At 61.7% G+C, this 24,035-nt stretch carries 15 protein-coding genes; 4 read left to right on the top strand and 11 right to left on the bottom strand.

Annotated features, from left to right (window positions below):
- Positions 1-755: 755 nt before the first annotated feature.
- From ACWD3H_RS14715 to ACWD3H_RS14705, 3 genes are all read right to left on the bottom strand, one after another.
- Positions 756-1,325, bottom strand: a complete 570-nt coding sequence (locus ACWD3H_RS14715; protein WP_451955323.1) for a hypothetical protein — start codon at positions 1,323-1,325, stop codon at positions 756-758.
- Positions 1,326-1,718: 393 nt separating this feature from the next.
- Complete coding sequence (locus ACWD3H_RS14710) at positions 1,719-2,024, bottom strand: hypothetical protein (RefSeq protein ID WP_451955322.1); 306 nt, start codon at positions 2,022-2,024, stop codon at positions 1,719-1,721.
- Between the two features lie 33 nt (positions 2,025-2,057).
- The gene (locus tag ACWD3H_RS14705) at positions 2,058-2,582 is read right to left on the bottom strand and encodes a hypothetical protein (RefSeq protein ID WP_451955321.1); all 525 of its coding nucleotides are present in this window, start codon (positions 2,580-2,582) and stop codon (positions 2,058-2,060) included.
- Between the two features lie 358 nt (positions 2,583-2,940).
- Between ACWD3H_RS14705 and ACWD3H_RS14700 the strand changes: the two genes are divergently transcribed.
- Positions 2,941-3,609: a hypothetical protein gene (locus tag ACWD3H_RS14700; RefSeq protein ID WP_451955320.1), complete on the top strand. Its 669-nt coding sequence runs from the start codon at positions 2,941-2,943 to the stop codon at positions 3,607-3,609.
- A 669-nt stretch (positions 3,610-4,278) separates the two neighbouring features.
- On the opposite strand, the gene ACWD3H_RS14695 is transcribed toward ACWD3H_RS14700, so the two are convergent.
- Positions 4,279-4,932 (bottom strand): hypothetical protein, encoded by a 654-nt coding sequence (locus ACWD3H_RS14695; protein WP_451955387.1) that lies wholly within the window; start codon positions 4,930-4,932, stop codon positions 4,279-4,281.
- On the opposite strand from ACWD3H_RS14695, the gene ACWD3H_RS14690 reads away from it, so the two are divergent.
- Positions 4,843-5,088 carry an HNH endonuclease gene (locus ACWD3H_RS14690; protein ID WP_451955385.1) on the top strand — a complete coding sequence of 82 codons (246 nt, stop codon included), beginning with the start codon at positions 4,843-4,845 and terminating at the stop codon, positions 5,086-5,088. The genes ACWD3H_RS14695 and ACWD3H_RS14690 overlap by 90 nt on opposite strands.
- A gap of 3 nt (positions 5,089-5,091) precedes the next feature.
- Here ACWD3H_RS14690 and ACWD3H_RS14685 read toward each other — a convergent pair whose 3' ends face one another.
- A complete protein-coding gene (locus ACWD3H_RS14685) occupies positions 5,092-7,044 on the bottom strand; it encodes an ATP-binding protein (RefSeq protein WP_451955319.1) in 1,953 nt (650 codons plus the stop codon).
- Between the two features lie 1,132 nt (positions 7,045-8,176).
- Between ACWD3H_RS14685 and ACWD3H_RS14680 the strand changes: the two genes are divergently transcribed.
- Positions 8,177-10,060, top strand: a complete 1,884-nt coding sequence (locus tag ACWD3H_RS14680; RefSeq protein ID WP_451955318.1) for a DEAD/DEAH box helicase — start codon at positions 8,177-8,179, stop codon at positions 10,058-10,060.
- Positions 10,061-10,103: 43 nt separating this feature from the next.
- Here ACWD3H_RS14680 and drmB read toward each other — a convergent pair whose 3' ends face one another.
- Both drmB and drmA read right to left on the bottom strand, forming a co-directional pair.
- Positions 10,104-11,846, bottom strand: a complete 1,743-nt coding sequence (drmB, locus tag ACWD3H_RS14675; protein WP_451955317.1) for a DrmB family protein — start codon at positions 11,844-11,846, stop codon at positions 10,104-10,106.
- Positions 11,847-11,848: 2 nt separating this feature from the next.
- Positions 11,849-15,745, bottom strand: a complete 3,897-nt coding sequence (gene drmA, locus ACWD3H_RS14670; RefSeq protein ID WP_451955316.1) for a DISARM system helicase DrmA — start codon at positions 15,743-15,745, stop codon at positions 11,849-11,851.
- 172 nt (positions 15,746-15,917) lie between these two features.
- Here drmA and ACWD3H_RS14665 point away from each other — a divergent pair, with 172 nt between their 5' ends.
- Positions 15,918-16,373, top strand: a complete 456-nt coding sequence (locus ACWD3H_RS14665) for a very short patch repair endonuclease (RefSeq protein WP_451955315.1) — start codon at positions 15,918-15,920, stop codon at positions 16,371-16,373.
- A gap of 5 nt (positions 16,374-16,378) precedes the next feature.
- On the opposite strand, the gene ACWD3H_RS14660 is transcribed toward ACWD3H_RS14665, so the two are convergent.
- The 4 genes from ACWD3H_RS14660 to ACWD3H_RS14645 form a co-directional block, all read right to left on the bottom strand.
- On the bottom strand, positions 16,379-18,268 hold the full coding sequence (locus ACWD3H_RS14660; RefSeq protein WP_451955314.1) for a DNA cytosine methyltransferase: 1,890 nt from the start codon (positions 18,266-18,268) through the stop codon (positions 16,379-16,381).
- A 232-nt stretch (positions 18,269-18,500) separates the two neighbouring features.
- Positions 18,501-20,231, bottom strand: coding sequence for an AIPR family protein (locus tag ACWD3H_RS14655; RefSeq protein WP_451955313.1), 1,731 nt, complete (start codon positions 20,229-20,231; stop codon positions 18,501-18,503).
- A 2-nt stretch (positions 20,232-20,233) separates the two neighbouring features.
- Positions 20,234-21,220, bottom strand: a complete 987-nt coding sequence (locus tag ACWD3H_RS14650) for a PD-(D/E)XK motif protein (RefSeq protein WP_451955312.1) — start codon at positions 21,218-21,220, stop codon at positions 20,234-20,236.
- Complete coding sequence (locus ACWD3H_RS14645; RefSeq protein ID WP_451955311.1) at positions 21,217-24,033, bottom strand: Z1 domain-containing protein; 2,817 nt, start codon at positions 24,031-24,033, stop codon at positions 21,217-21,219. Before ACWD3H_RS14645 ends, ACWD3H_RS14650 begins: the two co-directional genes overlap by 4 nt.
- Positions 24,034-24,035 lie beyond the last annotated feature (2 nt).

Here is a 24,035-nt window from a genome sequence, read left to right as displayed (position 1 = left end):
CCGCCTGGCTACTGACGGGCAGGTAACGGTTGTAGCTCTCCAGCTGCCCGAATATCTGCGACGAGGTGAGTTCGCAGCTTATAGACCACGATCCCGTGCCAGCGCCTCGTTCGGTCTCGTCGCCATTGCAGGAGCATGCCCTCTAGAGGTCCCGAGTTGGTCGATATCAGGCAGTTTTTGATCTTCGTGTAGTCGGTTTCCGTGGGCAGGCACAGGACGCATCCGACTCGATCCTTCATCGTACGGACAAGCTTGAGCTTGGATACGGTGACTCGGGCTTCATGTCCACAATGCTCTGCCAGATACGTGTCGGCTACCAGGGCTGCGCAGTCGTGAAGGGAATGGTAGAGGGCGTGGGGCCGGGAGCCAGGCAGAACCAAGGCTGAGCCGATAGGCGCACGGGGGATGGCGGGTCGCTGCTGGGACTGGTGAGTATCGTAGAGCTCAGCCTCGTAGTCGCGAGGCTTCTGGGGGTCGAATTTACGCGTGAACCGTCTGACCATCGTCCCACTTCCGTAGGCGTTTCAAGGTGTTGGGTGTGCGTAGACCGAGAATCTCTCATTGATCACGAGACTACCGCAATGGATTTTTTATGGCTGTGGCTACATATGTGAAGACATCCTCGGGCCGTCCACCTCACCAGCTGGCTACTCCATGTCTATGACGAGTGCATGGAGGGGCAACGGCACCGAATCAACGGTAAAATTGACGATGCTCTCAATGATTGGACCCCGGATACGTATCCGTTCTGCTTTCTAGCCAGGACCAAGCGGTCGGGTGAAGAGCGTCAGCGTGCAGCTTGAGGCGATCGCAAGAGTCTTGCCGCTGGGGGAGAAACCGACAGCGCGCAGCTCGCAGGAATCCTCTCGATGAACATGCCACCAGGATGAGCCGGCTTCGCCTCGATAGGGACTGCCGTTCAAGGAGAGCATCACACTCTCAACGGGCCAGTCCGGGGCCATGACATCGACCGTCCAGCCATCGGGCGTGGTGGTGTGGAGACCGCCTCCCCAGAGGCCGGCCATGGGCACGGCGACGCCGGAAAGCGGGCCGATCCCCTCATGAACGAGCTCGTTGGTGTCGGGCCACCCAGCATCGGGGTCCGGGTCGCGAGCGATCCGGGTGCCCGTCGAGCACTCGAACAGGCCTCTGCCGTTGCTTGATACGACGAGCAACAGGTCATCGTGACTTTCGGGGACCGCACCGAACCCGACACAGGACAGACCGCCCACCGCTATTGGGGTCAACGGCTGCCACGGCGCGGGCGGCGGCTGAAGAGGGGCGGCACGGAAACGAGCGCGTAGCTGATCCTGATACGAGGTCATGGTGTCCAGCTTTCCGCGCGGCGGGAACGCCGGGACCGTGGACGGCGGTAGGTGAGGCTCTGCCACACAGAAGTTCACGCCTCGACCTGGGCAAAGGTGTCCAGAGCCATCCCGCGTATATCCCGTGACCACTGACATGCGGCTGCCTACGGCGGCACTCGGCTGCATGTGATCATCAAGAGAGAAAGCACTAAGCCCCAGGTCAGGGGCCTACCGGCTGGTCAAGAGAGTGCCCTCGGCATGATTCGAACATGCGACACCCGCTTAGGAGTGCGATCGCTCATCCAGCAAGACACCTGCTCTGACCTGCGATGATCTCTCGATCAACAGTCACCCGGAACATGATCATTCCATAACCTCTCCAGGGCCGGCGGCCGCTCGCAGCCGGCCCGATCACTCCTTCTTGGAATCCGTAGCCGTGGAATCGCTGTGAGGGGAAGCACTTCGAAGCTCCTCGATCAGCGGCCAGAACGGGCTGTCCTCGTCAATCTCGATGCGCTGATCCTTGTCGATGATCTTCGCGTTCGACGTGTCGTCTTCCTCGGCCGGCGTGGTGACTGATCGCCTCGCCTTCTCCAGGTCGTCACGGTTGGCCATATGGACTCCGACTGTGAGCACCAAAGCGACGCTCAGCACAAACATCAGCCAGTAGCACCATGCCCGTCCAGGCCCGAATCTCAGCGGATCCTTCCTGATCACCTGTCTCCTCCACCATGTCACGGGCCGGACCGGTCACAACGTGGCGTCCTCCCAGTGCGGGGTATGCGATTCGATGTCCTCCGGCACGCGAATCCGCCCGTTCAGGAGAACAAGTGGCGCGATCTCAGCGCTCTCGTGGAAGCGCAGGTAGCCGACGAAGGATTCGACACCGCCGGCATGTGCGCTGACCGAGCACCGGCCGAGCCAGTCCAGCAGTGTCCGGAGCCGGTAGAAGTCGTCGGGATGGAGTTCTTGGCGTACCGTCAGCGCCCAGCCGTCCGATCGCTCTCGCGCGACCAACTCGGCGACGAGCGCGCCCCCTACCCGCCAGGCAGCGCCTCGCTGCGCGAACACGGGCTCCGCCTCCGCGTCTTCCCACTCGCAATCGGGGTCGTCGGGATCACCGAGTGGATAGGTTTCCACGTATCTGTCAGAGCCGATCGGCAGCCGCTCAGGTCGTGGCCCTTGCCCCACATGCCACTGCAGCTCGGCGAGCTCGTCGTTGGTCACGTCAGCACGAATGTTCACCGACAGCACGAGTTCGTAGATGTCCCCCATCGGCACACCGTACCGTCGCGACGCTTTGGGAGATCATTCTGTGAGGAGTTCACACAGGACGTGACCGTCGCGGTCGGCCTGTGGTCTCTGATCTTCGGCAGGGCTCAGAGATCTCAAAAAGCCCTCTCCCATGACTTAGGTCAGACCTCCACGGTACGAGGGGAGGACCAATGTCTCTACGTTACGAGGGAAAGCCCAAAGCCACACCAACCTGGCGAGGGACGTACTAGGGCAAACAACGCAGATCAAACGCCCTCTGAGAACTCACAACAAAATGATCTACATTGTGCTTTGATCTCTCGTTGTAGCGGCGGTGAGAAGAACAGAAAGCGGCTCGGCTGAAACCAGGGGAGCAGCGATGTCAAAACCGCACGGGGGACGAATGGCGGCTTCGGGCCGGTGGCTGGCTGCAGGGGGAAGCGCCGCTCTAGCGCTTGGGGTCGCGGCCGCCGCTTGGTCCGCGCTGCAACCGTCCTGGTCTGATTACCCTGGCACAGCCAAAGAGGAGGTTGTCTCGGTCGACTCCTCGACGCGCGAGGCGCTCCTTGAGGCCGCTGACCGTTTTTTGGAGACAGATCCCGATCGTGCCGGAAGCTATGCCTTGGCCAGTGACAGGCCGGATCTGAGTCCGCGCGTGTTCTGCCATGAGGAATTCGTGGAGGTACGCCGGAAAAGCTCTCAACTACTGCTCGGGATCGTGGCCGCGTGTGAGGAACTCGCCCGCTCTGGGACCTTGCTCGTCGGCGGCACCGGTTACCGGACCTCGCTTCTTCTGACCGTCGAGTCGGTCAACGGAGGCTTCACTGTACGGCAGGTGGAGGAACCTCTGGACGGGGACCTGAATGTCCCTTCGGTGCGCGAGATGTTCTCTCACGGAGGAGCACCGCGGGCATTGAAACTGACCGCCACCGGTTCGGACATGCACGATGTGGTCAGAGAAGAGGCCCGCGAGGTCTTCGGCCTGCCCTCGGACACCGATGTCACGTACATCACCGAGTTGGAGAGCGCTTCCAGCCCTCGTCCGTAGTCCGTGGGCTCATCCACATGCGGTTTCCAGCCAGCCCGCTGACCGGTTCATCTACACGATGGGCATGACCCGCACAGAGATCATTCTGTTGGGGGCTCTGAGGCGGCTATGGAATCGGGAGGCTCTGGCGTGCCGGTGGTTCGCCGAATTGGGGACGGCCTGCGGAAACGCCGTCAAGATCATTCCGTGTATATTCCGCGGCCACTGGCGCAGGGCTGCCTACAGCTGCGTTCGGTTGCCTAGGTGCGCTGAGGCGCGATCGTGGATCACTCCAGGTCAGGGGTGTATCCGCTGGTCAGAAGAGTGCCCCCGGCATGATTCGAACATGCGACACCCGCTTTAGGAGAGCGATGGTCGTAAGGCTGGCTTACGCGGTTTGACCAGCGCAGACGCTATGCTCAGCCCGCCTCGTTCATGAGATCATCCCGTGAATGTCCCGCGACGGAGGGAAAGCGGAAAGTCTCCACGGTTTCGAGGGATCGCTACGATTTTCCTGTCGTAGGTATTTGGCCAGCGTTGATGTTCTAGATTCGACTTCTTGGAGGCAGCATGAGCGAGCCGGCAGCATGGCTGGCATTGACCGTGTCGGGTAAGCGAGAACATGGAGGCAATGACGGCTACCTCGATGTGCCCAGGAGCTCCTACCGCTGGGACAGTACCGTTCCCCACTCAGCCGCCGTCGCGGCTGGCGACGTCATCGCGCTCTGGGACAAACATGCGCTGCTGGGTGTCTCGGTGATCGAAGAGATCACGACCACCCAGATCCAGAAGCCGATTTACAAATGTCCGAGCTGTGGTAATTCGAGCATCAAAACCCGTAGCCAGCAACGTCTTAAGTACCGTTGCTACGGATGCAAGAGCGAGTTCGACACAGCGGTCCGCCAGGACAAGGATGTGACCGCCTATGCTTCGCATCATGACGTCGCGTGGATCGACTTGGCGGGAACACTTTCCGGCAGTGAGCTTCGACAGCTGTGCCTCATCCCAGCAACTCAACACAGCTTCCGAAAGCTCAACTGGCCGGCCTTCATCACAGAGATCAGTCAGCGCCTCGGAGACTTCGCACTCCCTCTCCTTCGGATCACGCAACAGCGCGTCCGAGGCGGCCATTCCACAGCCACCGTCCGTGTGCGGATCGGCCAAGCGGAATTCCGCCGAAATCTCCTCCAAGAGCACGGAGATATGTGCGCCTTCACTGGTCCGGCTCCGGCAGCTGCTCTGGAGGCTGCGCATTTGTACAGCTACGCTGACCACGCAGCCCACCATTCCCACGGCGGCATGCTCATGCGCCGTGACATTCATCGTCTCTTCGACCTGGGGCAACTAGCTGTCCACCCAGATACCAAGACCATCGATGTTGCGTCGTCCATCACTCGCTTCGGTGAGTACGGACGCCTTCATGGAGCTCCGCTCCTAGTAGCTCTCTCCTCCGGACACGTCAGATGGTTAAGAGAGCATTGGAAGACACATCGCTCCTAGCTTCTAGGGAAGCTCGTATTCGACATCCTGAGGGCCAACGCCGTCTTTTCGCCGCTCTTGGCCTCTGTAAGCGCCTGCTTGTAGTACTTGGCGGGTTCTCGCTACTTCTTTCTGTTTTTTGGCAAAATAAACGCTTTCTACGTCGCCCTCCAGGATCGCTCGATAGTGTTCATAGTAGACTCTGGCACGCTTTTGAATCTCTCGCCAGGTGAGTAGCGCTGCGTCTTCGCGTTCGTCCCAAGACTTGCGTAGGCCACCACTTATATCGTATGTCTCGCTCGATATAAAGGCCATGAATCCGACCTTTTCTGCTTCGCCGAGCTTACGGGCGTACTCTTCAAGGTTGTACAGGTCTTTCGTCGTCACCGCATGACCTGAACGCTTAATCTCAATCACCACGAGTTCGCTGTTGTTGGTCAGCGCTAAGAAGTCATAGCGTCCTTCGTAGCTTGGATCGTCCAGATCTTCGCGGCCCCAGTTTTTCAGCATTGTGGTGACACGCTTTTCTTCTGAGAAGACTTGCCATTCGGGGTTTAGTAGCCACGGGTAGTCTGCGATGAGGTCGTGCATGTTCTCACGCCCTTTTTGGTGCGCAGTCTCTGGAGCGTCATTGACGATCATTTCATAAAATTTATCTATGATGTCGAGTCTTCCGCGGACTACCTCAAGAATCGCTCGGCTTTCAAGCAACTTCCACTCGCGAATGTACTCTACGGCCTGCTGAAATCCCTCTGGGTCGACCGCCGCAGTGTTCAGTTCCGATATATAGTCATGGAATTGCTGGTACTCGAAAGCTCGGACGATGGTATCTGCAAGAGGTGTTACCTTTCCATCTTCGGTGCCAGCTTTTCCAAGTAGCTCTAGAAACTTGTCTATCTGTGCGACTGATTGCGGTTCCAGTCGGGCGAGACGCTCGACGAACTTGGGATCGCTTTTCACTTGTGTTTTGAAAATTTCTCCCTTTCTGTCGCTCCTGTCGCGCAAGAGTCGTCTCGTCAGGGCATCTCCCCATTCCCTGAGAGGGTTGGTTACTTCATCATCCCAGTCAATCTCCTGTCTGTCGGTGGAGACGAGGTCGCTCTCGTCATCGTCGCCGCTATCGAGGTAATCCGCCTCGATCACTCCGGTGAGATATTTGGTCCCGTGCTGACCGCTGGCAGTGCCTTCAACGTCAAAGAAGTACGGGGGCGCCTGAGCGGTCTTGCCGTTGACAATGATGGTAAATCCCTGCAGTTCCTTCGGAAGAACTGTCTCGCTAAAACCAGCCCACCATGTGACTACCTGGCCGGGAGTGATTTCTTTCTTCGCTTCTCCTGATTCTGGTTCACGCAGGTCAAACGTTATGGCGGGATCGTATACTCGTTCACTATTTAAGTAGATCTCCATTTTCCCGCGCACTCTAGTGCTGAACCGTCTCGCGAGAGCCCTATTCAAAGATTCAATGTTGATCGGCGTCTTGTGTTTTAGATTCGACATAACGATTCTGGTTCCACTGTCGTGGGGCAGGTCGTGTCGTGCGCGTTCCGTATAGCCAGGAATAACTACGGCGCTGCTCTCATTTGGATTCACTTTGAGAGCCCTGGAATCCAGAGTGAGGGTGCAGGAGCGATTTTCACGCCAGGTGGTTACTTGCATTGTTCGCGCAAGGCCAAATCCGGCGAGTTTGCCGACCCCCTTTCTGCCCATCACCGGCCGTCCCTCCATCGAAATCTGTCCCGAAGATCGTCGGTTTCGACCTAAGACCAGGTAGTTGTTCTCAACATCATCATCTGTCATGCCAGTGCCGTCATCGGTAACAAAGATCACACTGGTTGAGGGGTCGTAATCCTGCTCCATGGGAATGACTATGTCGACTCTCTTGGCGCCGGCGTCCCAACAGTTAGCGACCAGCTCTGCGATCGCGACATCACGTCGCTTGTACATTTGAGAACCGAGATGTTCCAGCGTACGCCCCAAGACTTTCATCGTGAAATTTCGATCATTCCTGTCCGCGTACATTGTAAACACCAGCCAATCTTGCTTTTAAAGTTTCCGGAACCTGGATTTACTCTACGTTACCATTCGGGTGTGCCGGATGTGTAGTCACAAAAACGGATGTGATCATGCCAGGCCCTTTTCTGCTTGGGTGAATTTTATATCTAAAAGTCGTAATTATGTTCGAAACAACCGTAATGCGAGGTTGTTCCGGTGGGTCGCGGTTGGTGTGACTACTGCTTCCGAAGGAAACGAAGCTCGTCTCCACGTCCTCTTCGACGCGGTGCGGGCGAATCAGCGGTCGACCAGGCCCGCGGCGATTGGCGTCTGGTGGACGGGCCGATGTCGCCGGTTGTCGGGCAGGCCTTTGAGGCTAGCCCGACTCATCAGCACGGCCACCGCTCCGCGCCCGACCGCTATACCGCGTCCCAGCGTGATGGTATGCATCCGCATCCCGCCGTAGAGGTCGCGGGAAGCGGCGTATACCTGCCGAATCTGCTCGGTCAGCCAGACGTGTTGCAATTCCCGAACCGAGGGCGGGCAACTTCGCCAAGCGCAGAAGCCCGACTCCGACACGTTTGCAATCCGGCAGCAGACCTGGATGGGGAGTCCTTCGGCGGCCATCACCGTGATGGCCTCGAACCGTCTTTGGGGGTGGCGCCTCTTTGGATAGCTTGGCGGCACGCCTGGTCACGGCCAGCCCGATGTGACCGGAGACGATGCCAGCTTTCTGACTGGCGTCGATCAGCTCCTCCCGCGCCAGTTGTAGATCGTCTGGTCGCTGATCTGCGGATCGAACGCCACCTGCCGCATGCTCTGGCCGACCTGCAACAGGTCCAAGTCCTCCGGCGGAACTCAGGTAGGTATCTCCTTACATGCCGACCTCTCCTGAAGGGGGCAGAGGTACACAAGTCAACCAAAGCAACTCCGCGAAAGCCGGGGTGCATCAGACCCTCGCTCAACCCAGCGCGTTTTAGTTGATACATCGCCATGTTTTATGTAGTTTCGAGAAGTTTGGTTTAGTCAGTGAAGAAATGTTGAGGATCGTCACCACCCACTCTCTGCTGCTGAATCGTTATGATCTATTTCGGGGTCGGTGTCATGCTTCGAACCGATGGTTGCAGATGAATGGTTTTCAACCTGCTATAACAAGTTCCCAACCTCTGTCAGGGGTTCGTTGAAGGCGTCCTCGACGGTGGAGACGTGGAACGTTGCAGGAGGGGTGGCAGTGGAGGTCTTCGGGCAGCTGGGCGACGGGGACAGGGGTCGAATGGTGGAGATCCTCAGTCAGCGTCTGAGCACTTCCGACCTCCGTAATGTGGTCGAGTCGCTCGACAGGAACGGCAGGGGTAGGAGTCGGAAAACGGTCGAAACGTTGGTCGTCGCCGCGGAGCGGGTGGCGACCGCAGGTCGACCGCGGACCAAGCTTGCCGATGGGGAGCTGGCGGAGTTCATCGTTGACCGTCGTGGGCTGTCCCTCCTGGAGTCCCAGGAGGTCAGGAAGGTCCTGTACCTGAGGGCGACGCCTGATCAGCGTGACCGTGTGGCAGATTACGAGGGAAGCGCTTCTGTGCGGGGGAGCGTGACGAAGCAGGCCGATACGGTGGCGAAACGGAAGTGGCATTCGGGCAAGAGTTGGCCGCGGCACTTCGTCCGGGAACTGGACATTCCAGCAGTGTTCGCCGGCCTGGCGGGCTCCCCCAAGGAACCCGAAACCCTACAGGTGCAGCCTTTTGTTCCGCTGGCGGATCTTACTGACTTCCAATCCGAGTTGAAGGACCAGGCTGTCGAGGTCCTCGGTGGGCAGGCCGGGAGCAACCGCGGTGTTCTCACGATGCCCACGGGCGCAGGCAAGACGCGTACGGCAGTGGAGAGTCTGGTCGCCTGGCGTATTGCACGGGCGGACCGACCGGTTCTGCTGTGGATCGCACAGAGTGAGGAGCTCTGTGAGCAGGCTGTACAGGCATTCAGGGAAGTTTGGATCGACCTTGGTCACCGTTCCGACCCGGTGAGGGAGAATCTGGAGATTGCCAGATTCTGGGGGAGTTCTGCCCCCGTTCCGGACAAGTCCGATGTTGTCGTGGCGAGTATCCAGAAACTTCAGGCTGCTGTTCGCGAAGTGGACTCGGAGAAGCGCGCTGCTCTCAAAGTGCTCGGCGAGCAGCTCGGCGCGGTCGTTGTGGACGAAGCACACAGGATCGATGCACCGAGCTACAGGGACGTTCTGCGTTTTCTCGGAATCGACCTGTCCGCATCGGCTCAATCGGACATCCCCCTGCTGGGCTTGACCGCGACCCCCTTCAGGAGCGACGACGGGGAGACCCGGCGTATGGCAGGGATGCTCCATGAGCGACTCCTCAGGGCGGAGTCGCTGGGAGCCAACCCGATCAAGGAACTACGGGCACGTGAAGTGCTTTCCATGGTGGAACACGAGGTACTGGAGCATGCGGCGCCTCGCTTCGACATGGGACGTGATCGGCGCTTTCTTGAGCACTTCGAGCAGTTTCATGACTTCCACTCGGGCTTCCTCCAGGAGATTGGAGAGTCGGAGGCGCGTAACAGGGCGCTGTTCGCCAGGTTGATGCAGATCTCGGATAAATGCCCAACATTGTTCTTCGGGTGCACCGTCGAGCACGCCGAAGCGATGTCGATCCTCCTGCGCCGGAAGGGACGTTCGGCCGAAGTGGTCACCGGTGAAACCAGGGCCACCACCCGGCGTGCCATGATCGAGGAGTTCCGTGCGGGCAGGATTTCCGTGCTCTGTAACTTCGGTGTGCTCACCACGGGTTTCGACGCCCCCAAGGTCGGTGCTCTCGTGATCGGCCGACCCACCACGAGTCGGGTGCTGTACGCCCAGATGATAGGCCGTGGTATGCGGGGTCCTCGATTCAAAGGAACCGAGAAGTGCCTCGTGATTGACGTCCGGGACAACATTCGCCACCATGGCGACGAACTCGCCTACAACAAGTACGCGGACTTTTACAAGTCGGACAACTGAGGTCGGTGTGGCCGGCGGCCACACCGATTTCCCGCCGGTACCGCTACGGCAGGTTTTCCACCAGAAGAAGTCGGTCGAGTCCGTGGTTGCGGTGCTCGCACGAAGTTTCCGAAGCGAAGAGGCAGGAGTAGCAGGCGGCACCGTCCGCCCCGGACAGGGGAGCCTCTTCGCAGAGAGGATCGTTGGAACAGGTGTCTACGTCCTGGAGCGCCCGCTCCAGGACGCGCTTGAAGCGGTTGACAAGAGAGATCAGGCCGCCCATCGTTCCGTCCCCGCCGGGTTGGACGGTGTAGAGCAGAAGCCCGCTGCTGACGACGGTGTTGTTCTCCGTCTGTACGTAGACGCGTTCGCGTATCGCAGCTGAGGAGTAGCCGGAGTCGACGGAGAGAGCCCAGAGCAGGCGGTGGGAAAGGCTGTGCCACCACACGTGCACCGGATGCTGGACGAGGTCGTCAGGTTCTCCTCGCATGTGGCGGTCCTGCCAGGGGGCGGCTCTGCGGCCGGTGAGGGTGATAGGTGTGTCCGCCAAATCGATGAAGATCCCCTCGCCGAACTGCTCAACTCCTGGGTACCAGGTGATCCCGCGGTCCTTGAAGGCGGTGGAGATGATCTGCCCGGTCTCGGGAGCCAGCCTCCGGTAGCCGGTCTGGACCATCACCATGCGGAGTCTGCTGACTGGAGCGACACGGAAAGTCAGTTGACCTTGGGGCCCTGTCACCGACCGCACGTCGGCGCGCCTGATTTCGAAGAGTGGGGGAGATCCGGCCCGCTGGGATTCGGCTCCGAGTGGCGCCCCGCTGGTGACACCTTCACGAAGCCTTCCCAGCTCGGCATCTCGTACGGCGTTGGGTCCGGTGGGCTGAGCGCCGAGGAGCTGGTCCAGAGCCAGTTTGGTCTCCGACCAGGGGGTTCGGGCGAGGTAGTCCACGTCATCCGGGGCAACTCCTGCCTTCTTCGCCTGTGCGAGAAGGCTGGAGTGGTTGAGAAGATCTGCATCGACGAGGACGTCGACACGTGACAGGAGACCTCGGTTTCCGAGCAGGTCATGGAGCCGGGCAGGCATGTCAAGGATGGTCAGCGCAGTGACGATCTCTGAGATCCGAAGGTTGGCGGCGCCACGCTGCACGATCGTTGCAGGCTGGCCGCAGGCACTCTGCTCAGGGCGGTTACCGAGTTCCGCCTGTCGTTCGCTGCACTTCCACTGACGTCCGTAGGCAGTCCCGAAGCTGACGGGGATCCTGCATGTCGGACACTCGATTCGCACGAGCCGGAGCGCTCGGCCACCCCCGTACCAGCGGTAGTGGCGGGTTCCACAGGGCTTTGTGTTCGGGTGGGCGAGACTGCGCCACGGAACCTCGTCGAGGTGGCCGGCCTCGCAGGCCGTCACGAAACGAATTGCCTCTCGACCACCCTTCTGGCGAAGCTGCCAGTCCTGCGCCCGAGGGCATTCGGGGCAACCACTGCTGACCTCGTACAAAACCTGGTATGCCGGGTGCTGGCCGCAGAGTGCCCAGTAGGGAAACTGGAACGTGGGATAGATCGAGTTGTCGGTGGGTTCGCCGATCTCCGCGTTCGTGGGGATTCTCGATATCCGATGGCCGTCGAGACTGCCCTTGGAGAGCCGGTCGTCAATGATCTCGAAGTCGTGAGGCTGCCGTTGTATCGAGGTGAAGAGCGCGTCCATGGACTTGAGCACGACCGGTCCCGACGGCGTCTCGACGATGCTGCCGGGGCCGAAGGTCGTGATGAACTGGGACGGGCGGATCACCTGGTAGGACTTGGACACCCTCAGCTCCTTCCTCTGATCGTGGTGGTGGCCTCCACCTCGCGAAGGGAGCTGGGAGCGTTCTCGTACGCCTCACCAACACCCGCCACCTGGTGGGCGAGGTCGCCCAAGACCACCGGGTGGGACGGTGTCCGGGTGGTCGTGCTCTCGTGGAACAGCAGGTTTGCGCCGCTCTGGGCGGCGAGGTGTTGCCAGCGGTCCAGTTCGGAGGCGGCGTGCTCGGCGGTGTCTCCCGAAGGGGGACGACGGAGCACGGGTTGCTGGGCGGCGCGCTCCTCCAGAAGTTGAGGAAGGAGTTCCACGTCGGCGTCGTTTCGCGCGGTCCTCATCTCCTCGGCCCCACAGTGCCAGCCCTTCTGCAACCGTTGTTGGAGTCGCCAGCGCTGGTTCACCGTGACCGGTCCGGTTCCGTCGGAAAGCAAAGCAGCCTGCCGCAGGATACTCACGGCCACGGGGCCGAGAGCTCGGTCCCGTGCGCGGGGGGCGAACGGGTTGACCGTCACGGGTTCGACGTGACGGTACAGGGTGCTGTGATAGCTGGCGAAGTACTCGTAGTGACTGAGGTCCCGAGGGCGTGAGGACCGGTAGAACGTCACCACGAGTCCACCCATGGACCGGCCGACGCGACCGGTCGCCTGTATGTACGACGACGTGGTCTTGGGCTGCCCGTTCACGAACATCAGACCGAGTCGGTCGACGTCGACACCGGTGCCGAACATGGAGGTGGCCACCACTGCGTTCACCGGGTCCCGGCTGCCATGGAGCGACACGGCAAGGTCCTCCAGCATGGCGGGCAGATTCAGCGAGTCCGCCCGGCTGGACAGCTCCATGGGATCGTCGGTTTCGACGAGTTTCCGTGGGTTGGTAGCGATGCTCGCCAGGCGCTGGATGATGTCCTGACGAACGAGGGCCACGGCTCCCGCGAGCTCGCGGATGGCGTTGAAGTAACCGACGAGTGTCCAGAACGGATCCAGGTCCTTTGCCGGTGCTCCTGCCGCGCGCCGATCCGCGGGTTCCTGTAACAGACGTGACCATGTTCGTACGAGGGGCGTCTGTGCGCCACGGCCCGGAGCCACGAGTCCCACGTAGAGCCGTCCTGGCTGTTGGTGGTCCAGTGGATGGGAGGACTCCGCCCAGGAGAAGAACGACTCCTCGGCTCTGATGCCTGGTGGGGGAAAGACTTCCAGATTCCTGGCGAACAGGGACCGCACCTGTTCCTCCGCCTGACGGACCGTTGCGGTGGAAGCGATGTACTTGGGTTTCACTGGAACGTCGAGTCTGTGGTCGCTCGAGAGGAGATCGATGCCGGTCTCGTAGAGCCCGACCATGCTCCCCAGGGGGCCCTCGATCAGGTGAAGCTCGTCCTGGAGGATCAGGGCCGGTGGCCGGAAGCCGGATACCGCCATGTTCCTTCCCTGCGGGGGCAGTTGTCGAGGGCGCTCAGGTCGGGAGGCCGGGCCGGTAGGAGGGGCTCCTGCGCGGAAGTAGCCGAGATGCTCGTTGACCTGGTTCACGTTGCCGAAGAGAGAACTGGCCCGTGGCTCATAGGCAAGGCGCGCGAACTTGTCCACCGTGGCGACGATGACAGACGGGCAGCGGGCGTAGACCTGCTCGTCCACCGTCCAGGCAGGGATGGGGCAGTGGGTGGACCGACGGTTTCCGTCATCGAACGCCTCCGGTACGGGCCAGTCGCCGATCTCGGTGGTTTCGCTCCAGCTGATGTCGGTGTTGAGATGGCAGGCAGGGTTCGCGCAGAAGATATCGAAGTCGATGTCCTTGTCACCCCTGCCCCAAAGGGCCTGCCTGATGAAGTAACCGGACCTGGAAGCACGGGCGTAGAGGCTGTGGCAGTCGTCACCGAACTGTCTACGGACGTGATCCTTGACCCAGTTGTCGATCAGGTTGCTGGGAACGTCCGCGGCAACGTCGAAGGTGATCGAAACCGTTGTGAACGAGGCGTTCTGGTGTGGGGTGTACGAGACGGAGGTCACCTCGATCTCCCCCTGTGAGAGCTGTTGGGGATCGGGTCTCCGGAGGGGATCCATGTCGCCCATCACTAGGTGCAGCGTCGTGGAGTCTCCGTCCCGGATGCCGTCGGCCGGGAGCGCGAGTGTGGATCGGCATGCAGGGCAGTTCAGGATCTGGGCCGGTTCGCCCTCGCCTTTCTTCCCGTCGAGGATTGAGATCGCCCCGTAGTTGTTTACGAGCTTGTTGTTGCTGTCCCTGTACTGAAAATCGCCGAGTCCGTTGGGTGTGACGCCGCCACCGACCCAGAGGCCAATCGAGAACCGGTGTGTGCCCCAGGGAAGGTCGCCCAGGCTCGAGAGACTCTTCGGGCGCCAGCCTCTGTTGCCTGCCGGTCCCGACGTACGGAGGTACTCGCAGGCGGTCACGAGAGCCAGTGCTCGGCGGTACTGCTGGATTGTGAGAAGTCGAAGGGTGTACCGGGACAGGACCGTGACTCCGGCTCCGCCGCAAGGGCTGTTGTGACGCCGGGCCTGGAGTCGCCGGTGGGCGAGGGTGAAGGCTGCAAGCCCGAGGTACGCTTCGGTCTTCCCGCCTCCGGTCGGGAACCAGAGCAGGTCACAGGTCTCCCGGTCCGGGTGGTTTTCCTCCACCATCGCACGCAGGTTGACCAGCAGGAAGGCGAGCTGGAACGGCCACCAAGGGTTGGTCTTCCCCTTCGTCCACTTCGACTGGAGGGAGATCGCCCGATTCGCGAAGCAGAAGGCGAGGCGTGCGTCCTCGTCGTCGTGGAGAAGATCGATGCCGTCTCGGATTCGGCTGAGAGCCCGCTGGCACCCTGCGATGTGTCGGTGGGCCGGTGTTCCCTGAAGAGGGTGCCCGGCCTGCTTCTCCAGGTGATTGATCCACCGTTCGTATCCATCGGTGAGGGGTACGAGCGCTTGGCGGAGGGACACGGCGTCGACCAGCTCGCACAGCCTGTCCGGGTTCAACTCCGGTGTGACGCCCACGTGTTGTGGCCATGCTTTGTTCGGTGCGTTCACCGGCACGACGGGGACGAACTCCGAGCGGACGTCCGCGGGCGAAAACTCGGCGACGGTCCCGGCGTCGAAGAGGTGCTCTCCGTCCGACCAGACGAAGGGGGCACGTGTGCCACGCAGACCGGTGGGGTGGGGTCGCTCGGGATCCACGGACCTCCAGAGCGCCGAACACAGGTGGCCCCGGGCCAGGGCGGGACGGTCCTGGTAGAGGAGGGTCAGTCCTTCCTCTTCGGGGTCGTGTGACGCCCGTTGGCGTTCAACCGGCACGATCCGGCCTTTTCCGCACCGGATCCGGATCTGCGGTTGGTAGACGTGATGCTCGCCACGGGGGGACGCAGTGTCGACCTGTGTGTCGTTGACGATGAAGCACGACACCTGCCACGTTCCGGTCTGGTGGTCCCTCCGGCTCCGGATCCGCACGGAGAGTCCGGGGTCCCGCGGGTCGCTGAGAGCCGGCTCCTCGGAGCAGTCGACGTTGCGCCAGATCTGTCCGTACGGCCTGCGTTGCCAGGCGGTGTCGTCGCCTCTCGCGTACCGTGCCCACGTGACACAGACGTCCAGGACTGGCGATGCCGAGGTCTCGACCGACAGTGAGATCCCCATGGATGCAGGACGTGACATCGGGTCCAGCTTCAGGGAAGGGGATCCGACGGAAGTGGAGCGACTCGGAACACCGGGATCGGACTCCTCGTCGTCGTCCGCTCCGAACCCGTCCTCACCTGCGAGTTCTTCGTATGCGTCAAGTTCCGCAGGGGACAAGGAGGCCGGAGCAAGGACGCCGACGATGTATTCGTCCAGAGGGTCCTCGTCGGAGGATAGCGTTTCCGTGGGTCCCCCCCGAGGCCCGAGCGCCTCGGCCACGAGAGCTTCAACAAGACTGTCCCGCTCACTCACCGGAGAACCCCTCGCCGTGTTGGTGGACCATTAAAAGTTGGGACGTCACATGGTAAAAACCTGTCCGTCGGAGAGTGATGGTACGGACCTGGGCCGACAGTTTTCCGCTCATCGCGGATTCTGCCGGAGTCCGGAATACGCCTTGCACATTCGCATTCGAGAGGAAACCTGCATGAACGGTGCTGTCGCGCCTGATGGTCGGAAATGGGAGGCGACGGACAAGGGTGTCCACCTTCGGGGAAGACGCACTCGAAACACCTGGCCGGAGATCGCGCTACGCCGTGCCGTTCATGGACTTGGGCTCAGATTCCGTCTGCATCCGCAGGTCGTTCCCCGCTGCACTCCCGATTTCGTGCTCCCACGTTGGAGGCTGGCGGTGTTTGTGGACGGTTGTTTCTGGCATGGCTGTCCCGACCATTCCCCCGCCGAGTTCAGGGGGCCGAACGCCGGTCGGTGGCGTCAGAAGATCGAAACGAATCAGGCCAGGGACCGGCGTAACGACTTCCTTCTGGAGGAGGCCGGATGGCGTGTGCTTCGTGTCTGGGAGTGCGAGATCAAGCGTGACGTGCAGGTCGCGGCCGAGCGTGTGGCCCGCGAAGCCAGAGGGGTTGAGAAATTCTCCGGCTGAGGCTTCTACCAGAGGGTTGCGGTGCCCGGGCGTTCCTGGAGGGCGAAGGTACACGTTCTTGACAACGGGCAGGTGCCGCAGAGTGGCTCGTTCGGAAGGCACGTTGTCAGACCGAGCACGCGGAGCGCGGCCATGCGAAGTGGCGCGGTCTTTCCTCCACCGATCAGTCGTGCGATGTCCACGCGGCCGTCGGTGAGTCGGTTGGTCTTGTCGGAGTCGCTGCCCGAGACTCTGGCCGCCACGCGGAGGGACAGCTGTGACGTGAGCATGAGGTCGTGGTCACTGAGCAGCGTGAGCAGGGCCTCCTCTGCCGGATGTAGTGCGAGTGTCTCCGCCAGAGCGGCGGGATCTCTCCACACGTTCTGCTTCGTGGTCAGAGCCGACAGGCGTTCCAGGCGTTGCGCGACCTTGGGGTCGTCGATCGCCTCGACGAGCGCGCGGTACTCCTTCTGGGTGAGCTTTTCCAGTCCCCTGAGAGGGTGCAGGGCGGGAGCCATGTGCCGGATGTCGGTTCGGCCACCGCGGCTGAGCAGGGTCACGACGGCGGCCACGGTCGCCGTCATGTCCGGTCCGGGGAAGCAGAACCAGTTCGCTCCTTCCCTCTGCCCGGTGGCCCACTCCGACAGCTGCCTGTGGATGAGTGCCCATCGGTTCGGGGAGGAGAACAGCTCTTCCTGGTGGGTGTTGTCCGGGGTGATTGCTTGGGCTGCAAACCTGCCCAGTTCTGGTGGTACAGCGTTGCCTATCTGGCGGAACGCGTCACTTCGGGTGCCGGCGAAGCGGAAGTGGTCGGGAAAGGTCTGGATCCGGGCAGCCTCACGGACGGTGATCGTTCGGTGCTGCTCGGGGTGGATGTACCAGTAGCCGTCCTTGGCGATGTGGGCGGTGATGGAGCGGCTGAGGTCGTTCCAGTCGAGTCGCTTGTACTTGTCGTCAAAGGTTTCCGCGCTGTAGCGGCGCAGTTCCGCGGGGATGGCCGAGTACAGGGTCCTGTGGTCCATCAGCTTGAAAACTTCTAGGTCGTCGGGCCGGACCGGTCTGGTCATGTGGTCCCAGATGTAGCAGCTGTCTTCCTCTGCGCGCATCCGTTGGGCGAATTCGGAGGTGGGGGTCCCTCCACGGTACGGCAGGCGCCGATCGCCGACGGGATCGTCCTCGGGCAGGACCGGAAGGTCTCCGATCGCGTCACGAACGGTGACCTTCTTCTGGGGAGCAGGCCAGGGAAACTCGTGGTGGTCGTTCCGGGCAAGGACGATGAGACGCTTCCGGTGTTGAGGAACTCCGTACTTCCACGCGTCGACCAGGCGGACGTCCGTGTGGTAACCCACGTTCTCCAGGTTCTCGACGATCTCACGTACGACGCGGAAATCGTCGCCCAACGCCATGTCTGGCACGTTCTCCATCAGTACGGCACGTGGCTTGACCGCCAGGACGACATCGAGGAAGGCGCGCCAGAGCTCTTTGCGTGCATCGTGCGGGTCGCGTCCGGAGTGCTCGACGAGACTGTGGATCTTGCTGCGTCCGGCTCGGCTGAACGGTTGACACGGAGGGCCGCCTGCCACAAGATCGATCTTCGTCTGCTTGAGCAGCTGGATGAGTTTCGTTCGCGCCTCGATGTCGGAGAGGTCGACATTGAGAGATAGGCCTGGGAAGTTCGCCCTGTGGGTTTCGACGGCACGCCTGTCGTGGTCGACTGCGGTGACCACGGTCCAACCGGCCTGTTCCAGCCCCAGGCTCAGACCACCTGCGCCGGAGAAAAGATCAACAGCCAGTCGACCTCCGTCGGCCAGTTTCTCCTCGCACCATTCGGTGAATTTGTCCTCGGTGCACGCGTCGGACGGAACGGGGAGACTGAGGATCTCGCTGCGATGCAGCTTCACCCCGTAGAACGACACCCGACCTCCTTGTGCTGTGCTCCCCGAAGACCACCAAGAGAACACAGACTCTCCGGTCGCGGCAAGCATTCTTGCGTACCAGACGGCTCTTTCGTCTCCCGAAACGTCATGAAGTTCAGAACGTACCGGACGTGTTACGAAGATCCAAACTGTCTCTCCGGACGGACATCTTAGTGGCCGCTTCGCATCCGAACCCGACCGTTTTCGCGAACTGTTGTCGGGTTGGTAAGTTTCAGACTCCGACCCAGTCGATGTCCTGAACCGCCTTCCAGCAGTCAACCTTCTTGCACCATTCAGTGACGTTTCCGGACCCTGGGGCGTCGAGCAGTACGTCACGAACGAGCCCGCTCAGGCTTCCGACCGCGCGCAGGGTCTCCGGCACCAGCCGCTGTGCCCGCCAGACCGAGTTCAGGGTGGCCTCCATGTCCATCTCCTGGACCAGCCGGGAGACCGTGTAGGTCGTGACATTGGCGAGGTAACCTGCTCCCGGATTGAGACGCATGATCTCCTTGCGTGCCTGCGAGAAGAAGATGGATTTCGCCACCAGGTCACGGAAGTACTGGTCGTCAGGCAAGCTGTCCCGCCTGGCGACGATGTTGATCGTCCACTCGTGGAAGCACTTCTGGGCACCCAGGCTTACGGTGTGCGGCTCCTGCTGGAAGGTCATGTCGAATTTCGCGGCGTCGGTCTTGGTGAACTTCTGGATCCGGGGGTTCTCCTTGTCGAAGGCCCTCTGCTGAGCCTTCGAAACCAGCCGGGCACGTTCCACCTGGTACTGTCCGCGCACCCGCTCGTAGAACCAGTGACTCTCGTGCTGGGCTCCGTCAACCGCCGGCGCCCAGATCCTGCGGGAAAGACGCTCCAGCTCCACGTGGAAGGGACTGTTGGACTGGAAGTCCGCCTCGTTGATGGTGTTCTGCGAGTTGGCGTAAAGGGAGATCCTCGGAACCAGCTCGTCGAGCAGCTCGGGCTCCACCACCGTGATTTTGGCGGGGACCTGGATCATGCTGAGATCTGCGTTGTCACGCTTGGCCGCGTGGTGGAGCGAGGCCGTTGTCTGTCCACCGTTGACGATCTGGACGTCGTGGAGCTGTGCGAGGGCGTCGCCTGTCTCGGTGAGGGCGACGCCGGTGGCGGTCACCGAGATGCCGTTGTTGTAGGCGAGGAACCGCCCAGGGGTCGCCCTGATGGTGTCGTTGAGTCCTTTGTTGACCTTGCCGCGCGCCTGGAGGAAGGCGCGGATGTTCCGCTGCAGGAGTTTGGCGCCGTGCTGTTCGTACATGTCGGCAAGAAGTCGGCCGGGAATGACCGTCAGAAAGCAGCGGTGATCATCGTCGGAGCCGACGACGGCAAGGTACGGAAGGGGGCCGCCCAGGGACTCGAAGTCGATGGTGATCGGTTCTTCGTGCCGACCGGAGGTGGCGAGTTTGCGGAGCCTCTCGATGTCCCAGAGATGCTGGACCACCGGGATGTCGCCGAGGCTCTCCTCCGGGAGGCCGTCCAGTGTCGTACGGCCGTCCGTGAAGAGAAAGATTCTGATCTTGCCGAATTCCGACCAGTTCATGTGGACGGTCTGGGCCATGTCGTACTCGGGTGTGGACTCCTCCATGTGCAGGTGGTAGCCGTCCCTACAGCTCGTCGCGAAGTTCAGCGCCCACTTCAGTCGCTTGAGCACCTGGTCGCGAGGCAGGGTCTGTCCGGAGTTGCCGTAGCTCGCGACAACGAGGTCGAGGACGCGCCCGTCGTCGCTGATGTGGTAGCCGGCGACCTCCATGCGGCTCCGGCCCGAGGGGGCGACGAAGTAGCAGATACGGAGGTCCTCCAGAGTCCCGTCCTCAACGAGGTACTCCTGGACTACCTGAACGAAGACATCTCGTCTGAGCCAGCCGGAGTCGTTTCCCAACCGTTCTTCGACTGCCTGCTCAAGATGAATCGCGAATTCCTCGGCGGTCTCCCCTTCCACGGTTACTCCTCTGCTTTACCGCCGGATTTCGCCGACTCCCGTACGGTCTCTTCGTCCACAGCGTGGGATCCGCATGTGGACAGGTCGACAAGATATGACACACCGGACACTCCTGCTGGCAGGTCGGCTGGAACCATTCGCGGAAACCTCGCATTCACCGCAAATGACTGCCTTCGGACGAGGACGTAACGGTCATTTACGTACTGGTTCCGATGAGCGTCCAACCAGCCCGCCTCCAGGAGACAGTTCTCGAAGCAGGTGAGTTCGGGGCCGACCTGCGGGTTCTCCCGGAGGTCATCAACGAGTTCTCCAAGCGAAGTGCCGTCCGGGGAGGTGTCGACGACCTGGTGGACAAGAAACAGCTGGTCCAGCTCCGTCGAGTCGAGCTGGTGTTCGTTGTTGATGCGGCAGCGCTGAGGATCCCGCCGGGAGACCGTTTTGACCTCAGCGGCTGTGGACTGGTGCAGAAAGTCCTGAGGCCCTCCGGACGGTCCCAACCAGGAGCGCACCGCGGCCGGTCCAAGCGACGGCAACATCACCTCTCGAAGCACCAGCAGCTCGCCGTACAGACCCATCCGGGACTCGGGCGCCATACCAGTGAGAAGGCCTCGGCCGAGCATGCGACGCCAGGCGTGAAGACGCCGGACCAAGGCGGTGGTCGGTGCGCTCGCAGGAAGGTTCAGCTGTCGTAGAAGGTCTGCGAGAAGCGTGCAGAAGAGCAGTCGGTCGGTCTCAGGACTGGCAACGATCTCAACCGTTCCGTCTCTGGTCCGACAGGTGAGGCCGGCGGCGAGAAGGAGGTCCCGGTCCTCGATCTGTTCGTCGCTGTGAACAAGAAGCGCCCAGTCACGGTCGGGAAACCTCACTTCCGTGAAGACGTCCAGGTCGGATCCCGGGAGAAGCCGCCTTCGGACGGCCCCGTGACCGGGACCGCCGCCCTCTTCGGCAGCACGGAACGACTCTTCGAGCTGCTCGGGTGAACCCGTCACTGATCCTCGTCCTCCTCGACGGCCCTCAACAGGCCTTCGAGGAAGATCTCGTTGACGCGGTAACGGACTTTCTCGGCATGTACCGACTGTGGAAAGGCGACCGCGTAGCCGACAACGGGGATGCCCTCCTTCGGTACCTCGATCTCCGAGAGGACAGGATCGATCGGATAGATCAGGAGCAGCCCTTCGGCGGGATCTCTCAACATGCGGAGGAACTCTCCGCTCGCTCGGGCAGGTGTCTTCCCCTTTCCTCTTTTCCGGAATTTCTCAACGGTCAGGTCGAAGGCTTGCTTCATCACGGCCGGGGACAGGCCCAGCGCCTCGTGAGCGGGGCTGACGAGGACGCCGACCTCGAACTCTCCGTCCCGCATGCGGGGGTGCGCGCCGATCGGGGTGCGCTTGACCAGCGGAATGTCGGCACCGTGTGTGGTGAGACGGGCGGTCGAGCTGCCGCCCGTGACCGCCACCGTCCAACGGATCAGTTCGTCCCTGTCCATCTGGGCACGGATGTAGCTGACGAGGTTCTCGGGGTTCGCCGTGAGGACTCTCGGCGACACATCGAATCCTTCGAGGAAGTCCAGCACGACCTGCGCTGGAACGTCCTGGCGGAAGAGGCCGCGTCCTGCGCCGTTGAGCTGCTGCTCAGGGACCACCGGCATGGGGACGATCTTCTTCAGGAGTTCTTCCAGACGCGCGTTGTTTCTGGTCAGAGCGTGTTCGTCGGTCCGAATGACCAGGCTCTCGGCCCTTTCGGCCGAGAAACTCACGGACATGCTGGCCGTGGATCGCATCTTGGCGGCCGCGGTTACGCGTAGGTTCCCAACGCCGTCGAGAACCCGCATGCCCACGTGCTTCGGTGTCTGGCCCGCCTGGGCGACAGCACTCGTCAGGTCCATCAGCTCGCGGTTCGCGCGGGTGATGTGAACGTAGTAGCTGACGAGTTCCTGCGTCGTGTAGAGCCGCGTGACATCCAGATAGTCCGGTCTGTAGCCGAACCAGCGCCCCATCTGCAGGAGAGTGTCGTACATCCTTGACGCCCGCAGGTAGTACGAGACCGACAGCCCCTCCAGGGTCAGCCCTCGCGAGAGCTTGTCGCCGCCCACTGCGACCACCGTGATGGGAGTGGTCGACTGGTAGTCGAGCACGTCCGTCGCACTGCCGTTGATGCGGCGCACGCCGGAGGCAGTATCCCCGAGAACCTGGGGGATGATCTGCTGGAGGCTGCTCCACGAGATGGGCGGTCCCACCATCGCGCTCACGTCGTCACGGCCGGCCAGTGCGGTGTAGGTGGGGGTGAAGTCCGCTTCCCAGAGGTTCTTCAGGCGTTCCCGTACCACGACGCCGGACTGTCCGAAGTCGCCCCACGAGTCGGCCATCGCCTGGAGATGCTGTTCGATCTGCCGGGCGACCGCGGCCTGAACCTCGGTGTACCGGGTGACGTGGACCAGCATGGTGCTGTGCCCGCCCGCGGTGTCGTGGTCGCGGGTTCGGACACGCCGTACGGCAGTCGACAGTACGAACGCGTCCAGCGCCTCCACGAGGGAAGGGGGCAGTGGGCCATGAGGTCTGAAACTCTTGTGGTGCGTGTCCGGCAGCCAGCCGCTGTAGTCGTCGAGCTCCCTGATGATCGGTAGAGGTTCCCGGATTTCCGCCGCGGTGGGGTCCTCCAGTCCGAACACGACCTCGGGGCCGCAGTAGTTCGAAGGAGGTTCCAGCGCGACCATGAAGCTGCGCGGGAACAGGTCCTCTCTGAGTTCCGGATGGTCGGTGGTGTCCGAAATGAAGATGTTGGCGAACGGCGTCGCGGTGTAGGCGAGGTAGGTGCGCTTCTCGAACAGCTCCAGCAGGCCACGGATCGCCTTGTTGATGGCCGTGGGGTCGTGGTCCGGATCGCTCTGGGTTCGCCCATTGGTCGGCCGCTTGGTGTCCACCGAGGCGTAGTCGGCTTCGTCGTCGATCAGCAACAGGGGGGCGTTGGTGATCAGGCGGGAGCCGTCCGGTTGAAGCTCCGCAAAGTTTCCCAGCCAGGCCTTCAGGTTGTTCAGGATGCGGGCGTTCTTCTTGGCGACCACGAGGATGCGTGTTTCGGGCACGTTCACGGCCGACCCCTGGAACTGGGCGGCGGTGAAGTCGCTGTCGCGGGTGGTCACTGCCTGACACGTCGCGGCGGGAGATTTCAGCCCGAGGGCACCCACCCCGATCTTTTTTGAGCTTTCGGCGTCGGGGTCCCGCGTGAACTTGGTGTTGAAGCCCAGGAACTCCTTGTCGAGACGTGCCTGGGTTTGGTGGCGCAGACTCTCGTGCTGGCTGGTGAGGACCACGACGACTCGGTATCCACTGTCCACGGCCTTGCAGATCACGCCCGTGTAGTTCGCGGTCTTACCGGACTGGACCTGGCCGTAGACCATGCCGTAGGTCTTCCAGGAGCCTGACCGGGCGGGATTCTCCATCAGGCCGAGAATCTGATCGGTTGTCTCGTCCAGTGCCTCGACGGCACTGGACTTCCACCCCTTGCGCAGCAGGGTGACGTAGCGGTTCCAGTAGGCGAAGTCGATCTTTCCTCGGCGGCCCTCCAGCCACGGTTCGTGCTCTCCGGGGTCGCTGACCACGATCGCCTGTGGCACCCAGACGTCGAACTCGAACTCGAGCTGTAGCGCTACCTTGTCGACCGAAACGGAGCCAACCGAAGTGTTCAACATCTCGCTCGCCTGTTTGGCGATCTCCCGGAGTCGTGCAGGTGTCCGCTCGTGCTTGTCCAGGCCGAGCACTATCTGCTTGGCTATGGTCAGCGCCATATCCGTAGGGTCGAACATGG

Source organism: Streptosporangium sp. NPDC002607, from assembly GCF_053592655.1.
The sequence above is the reverse complement of the archived record's forward strand: the minus strand, read 5'-3'. Positions and strand labels throughout refer to the sequence as shown.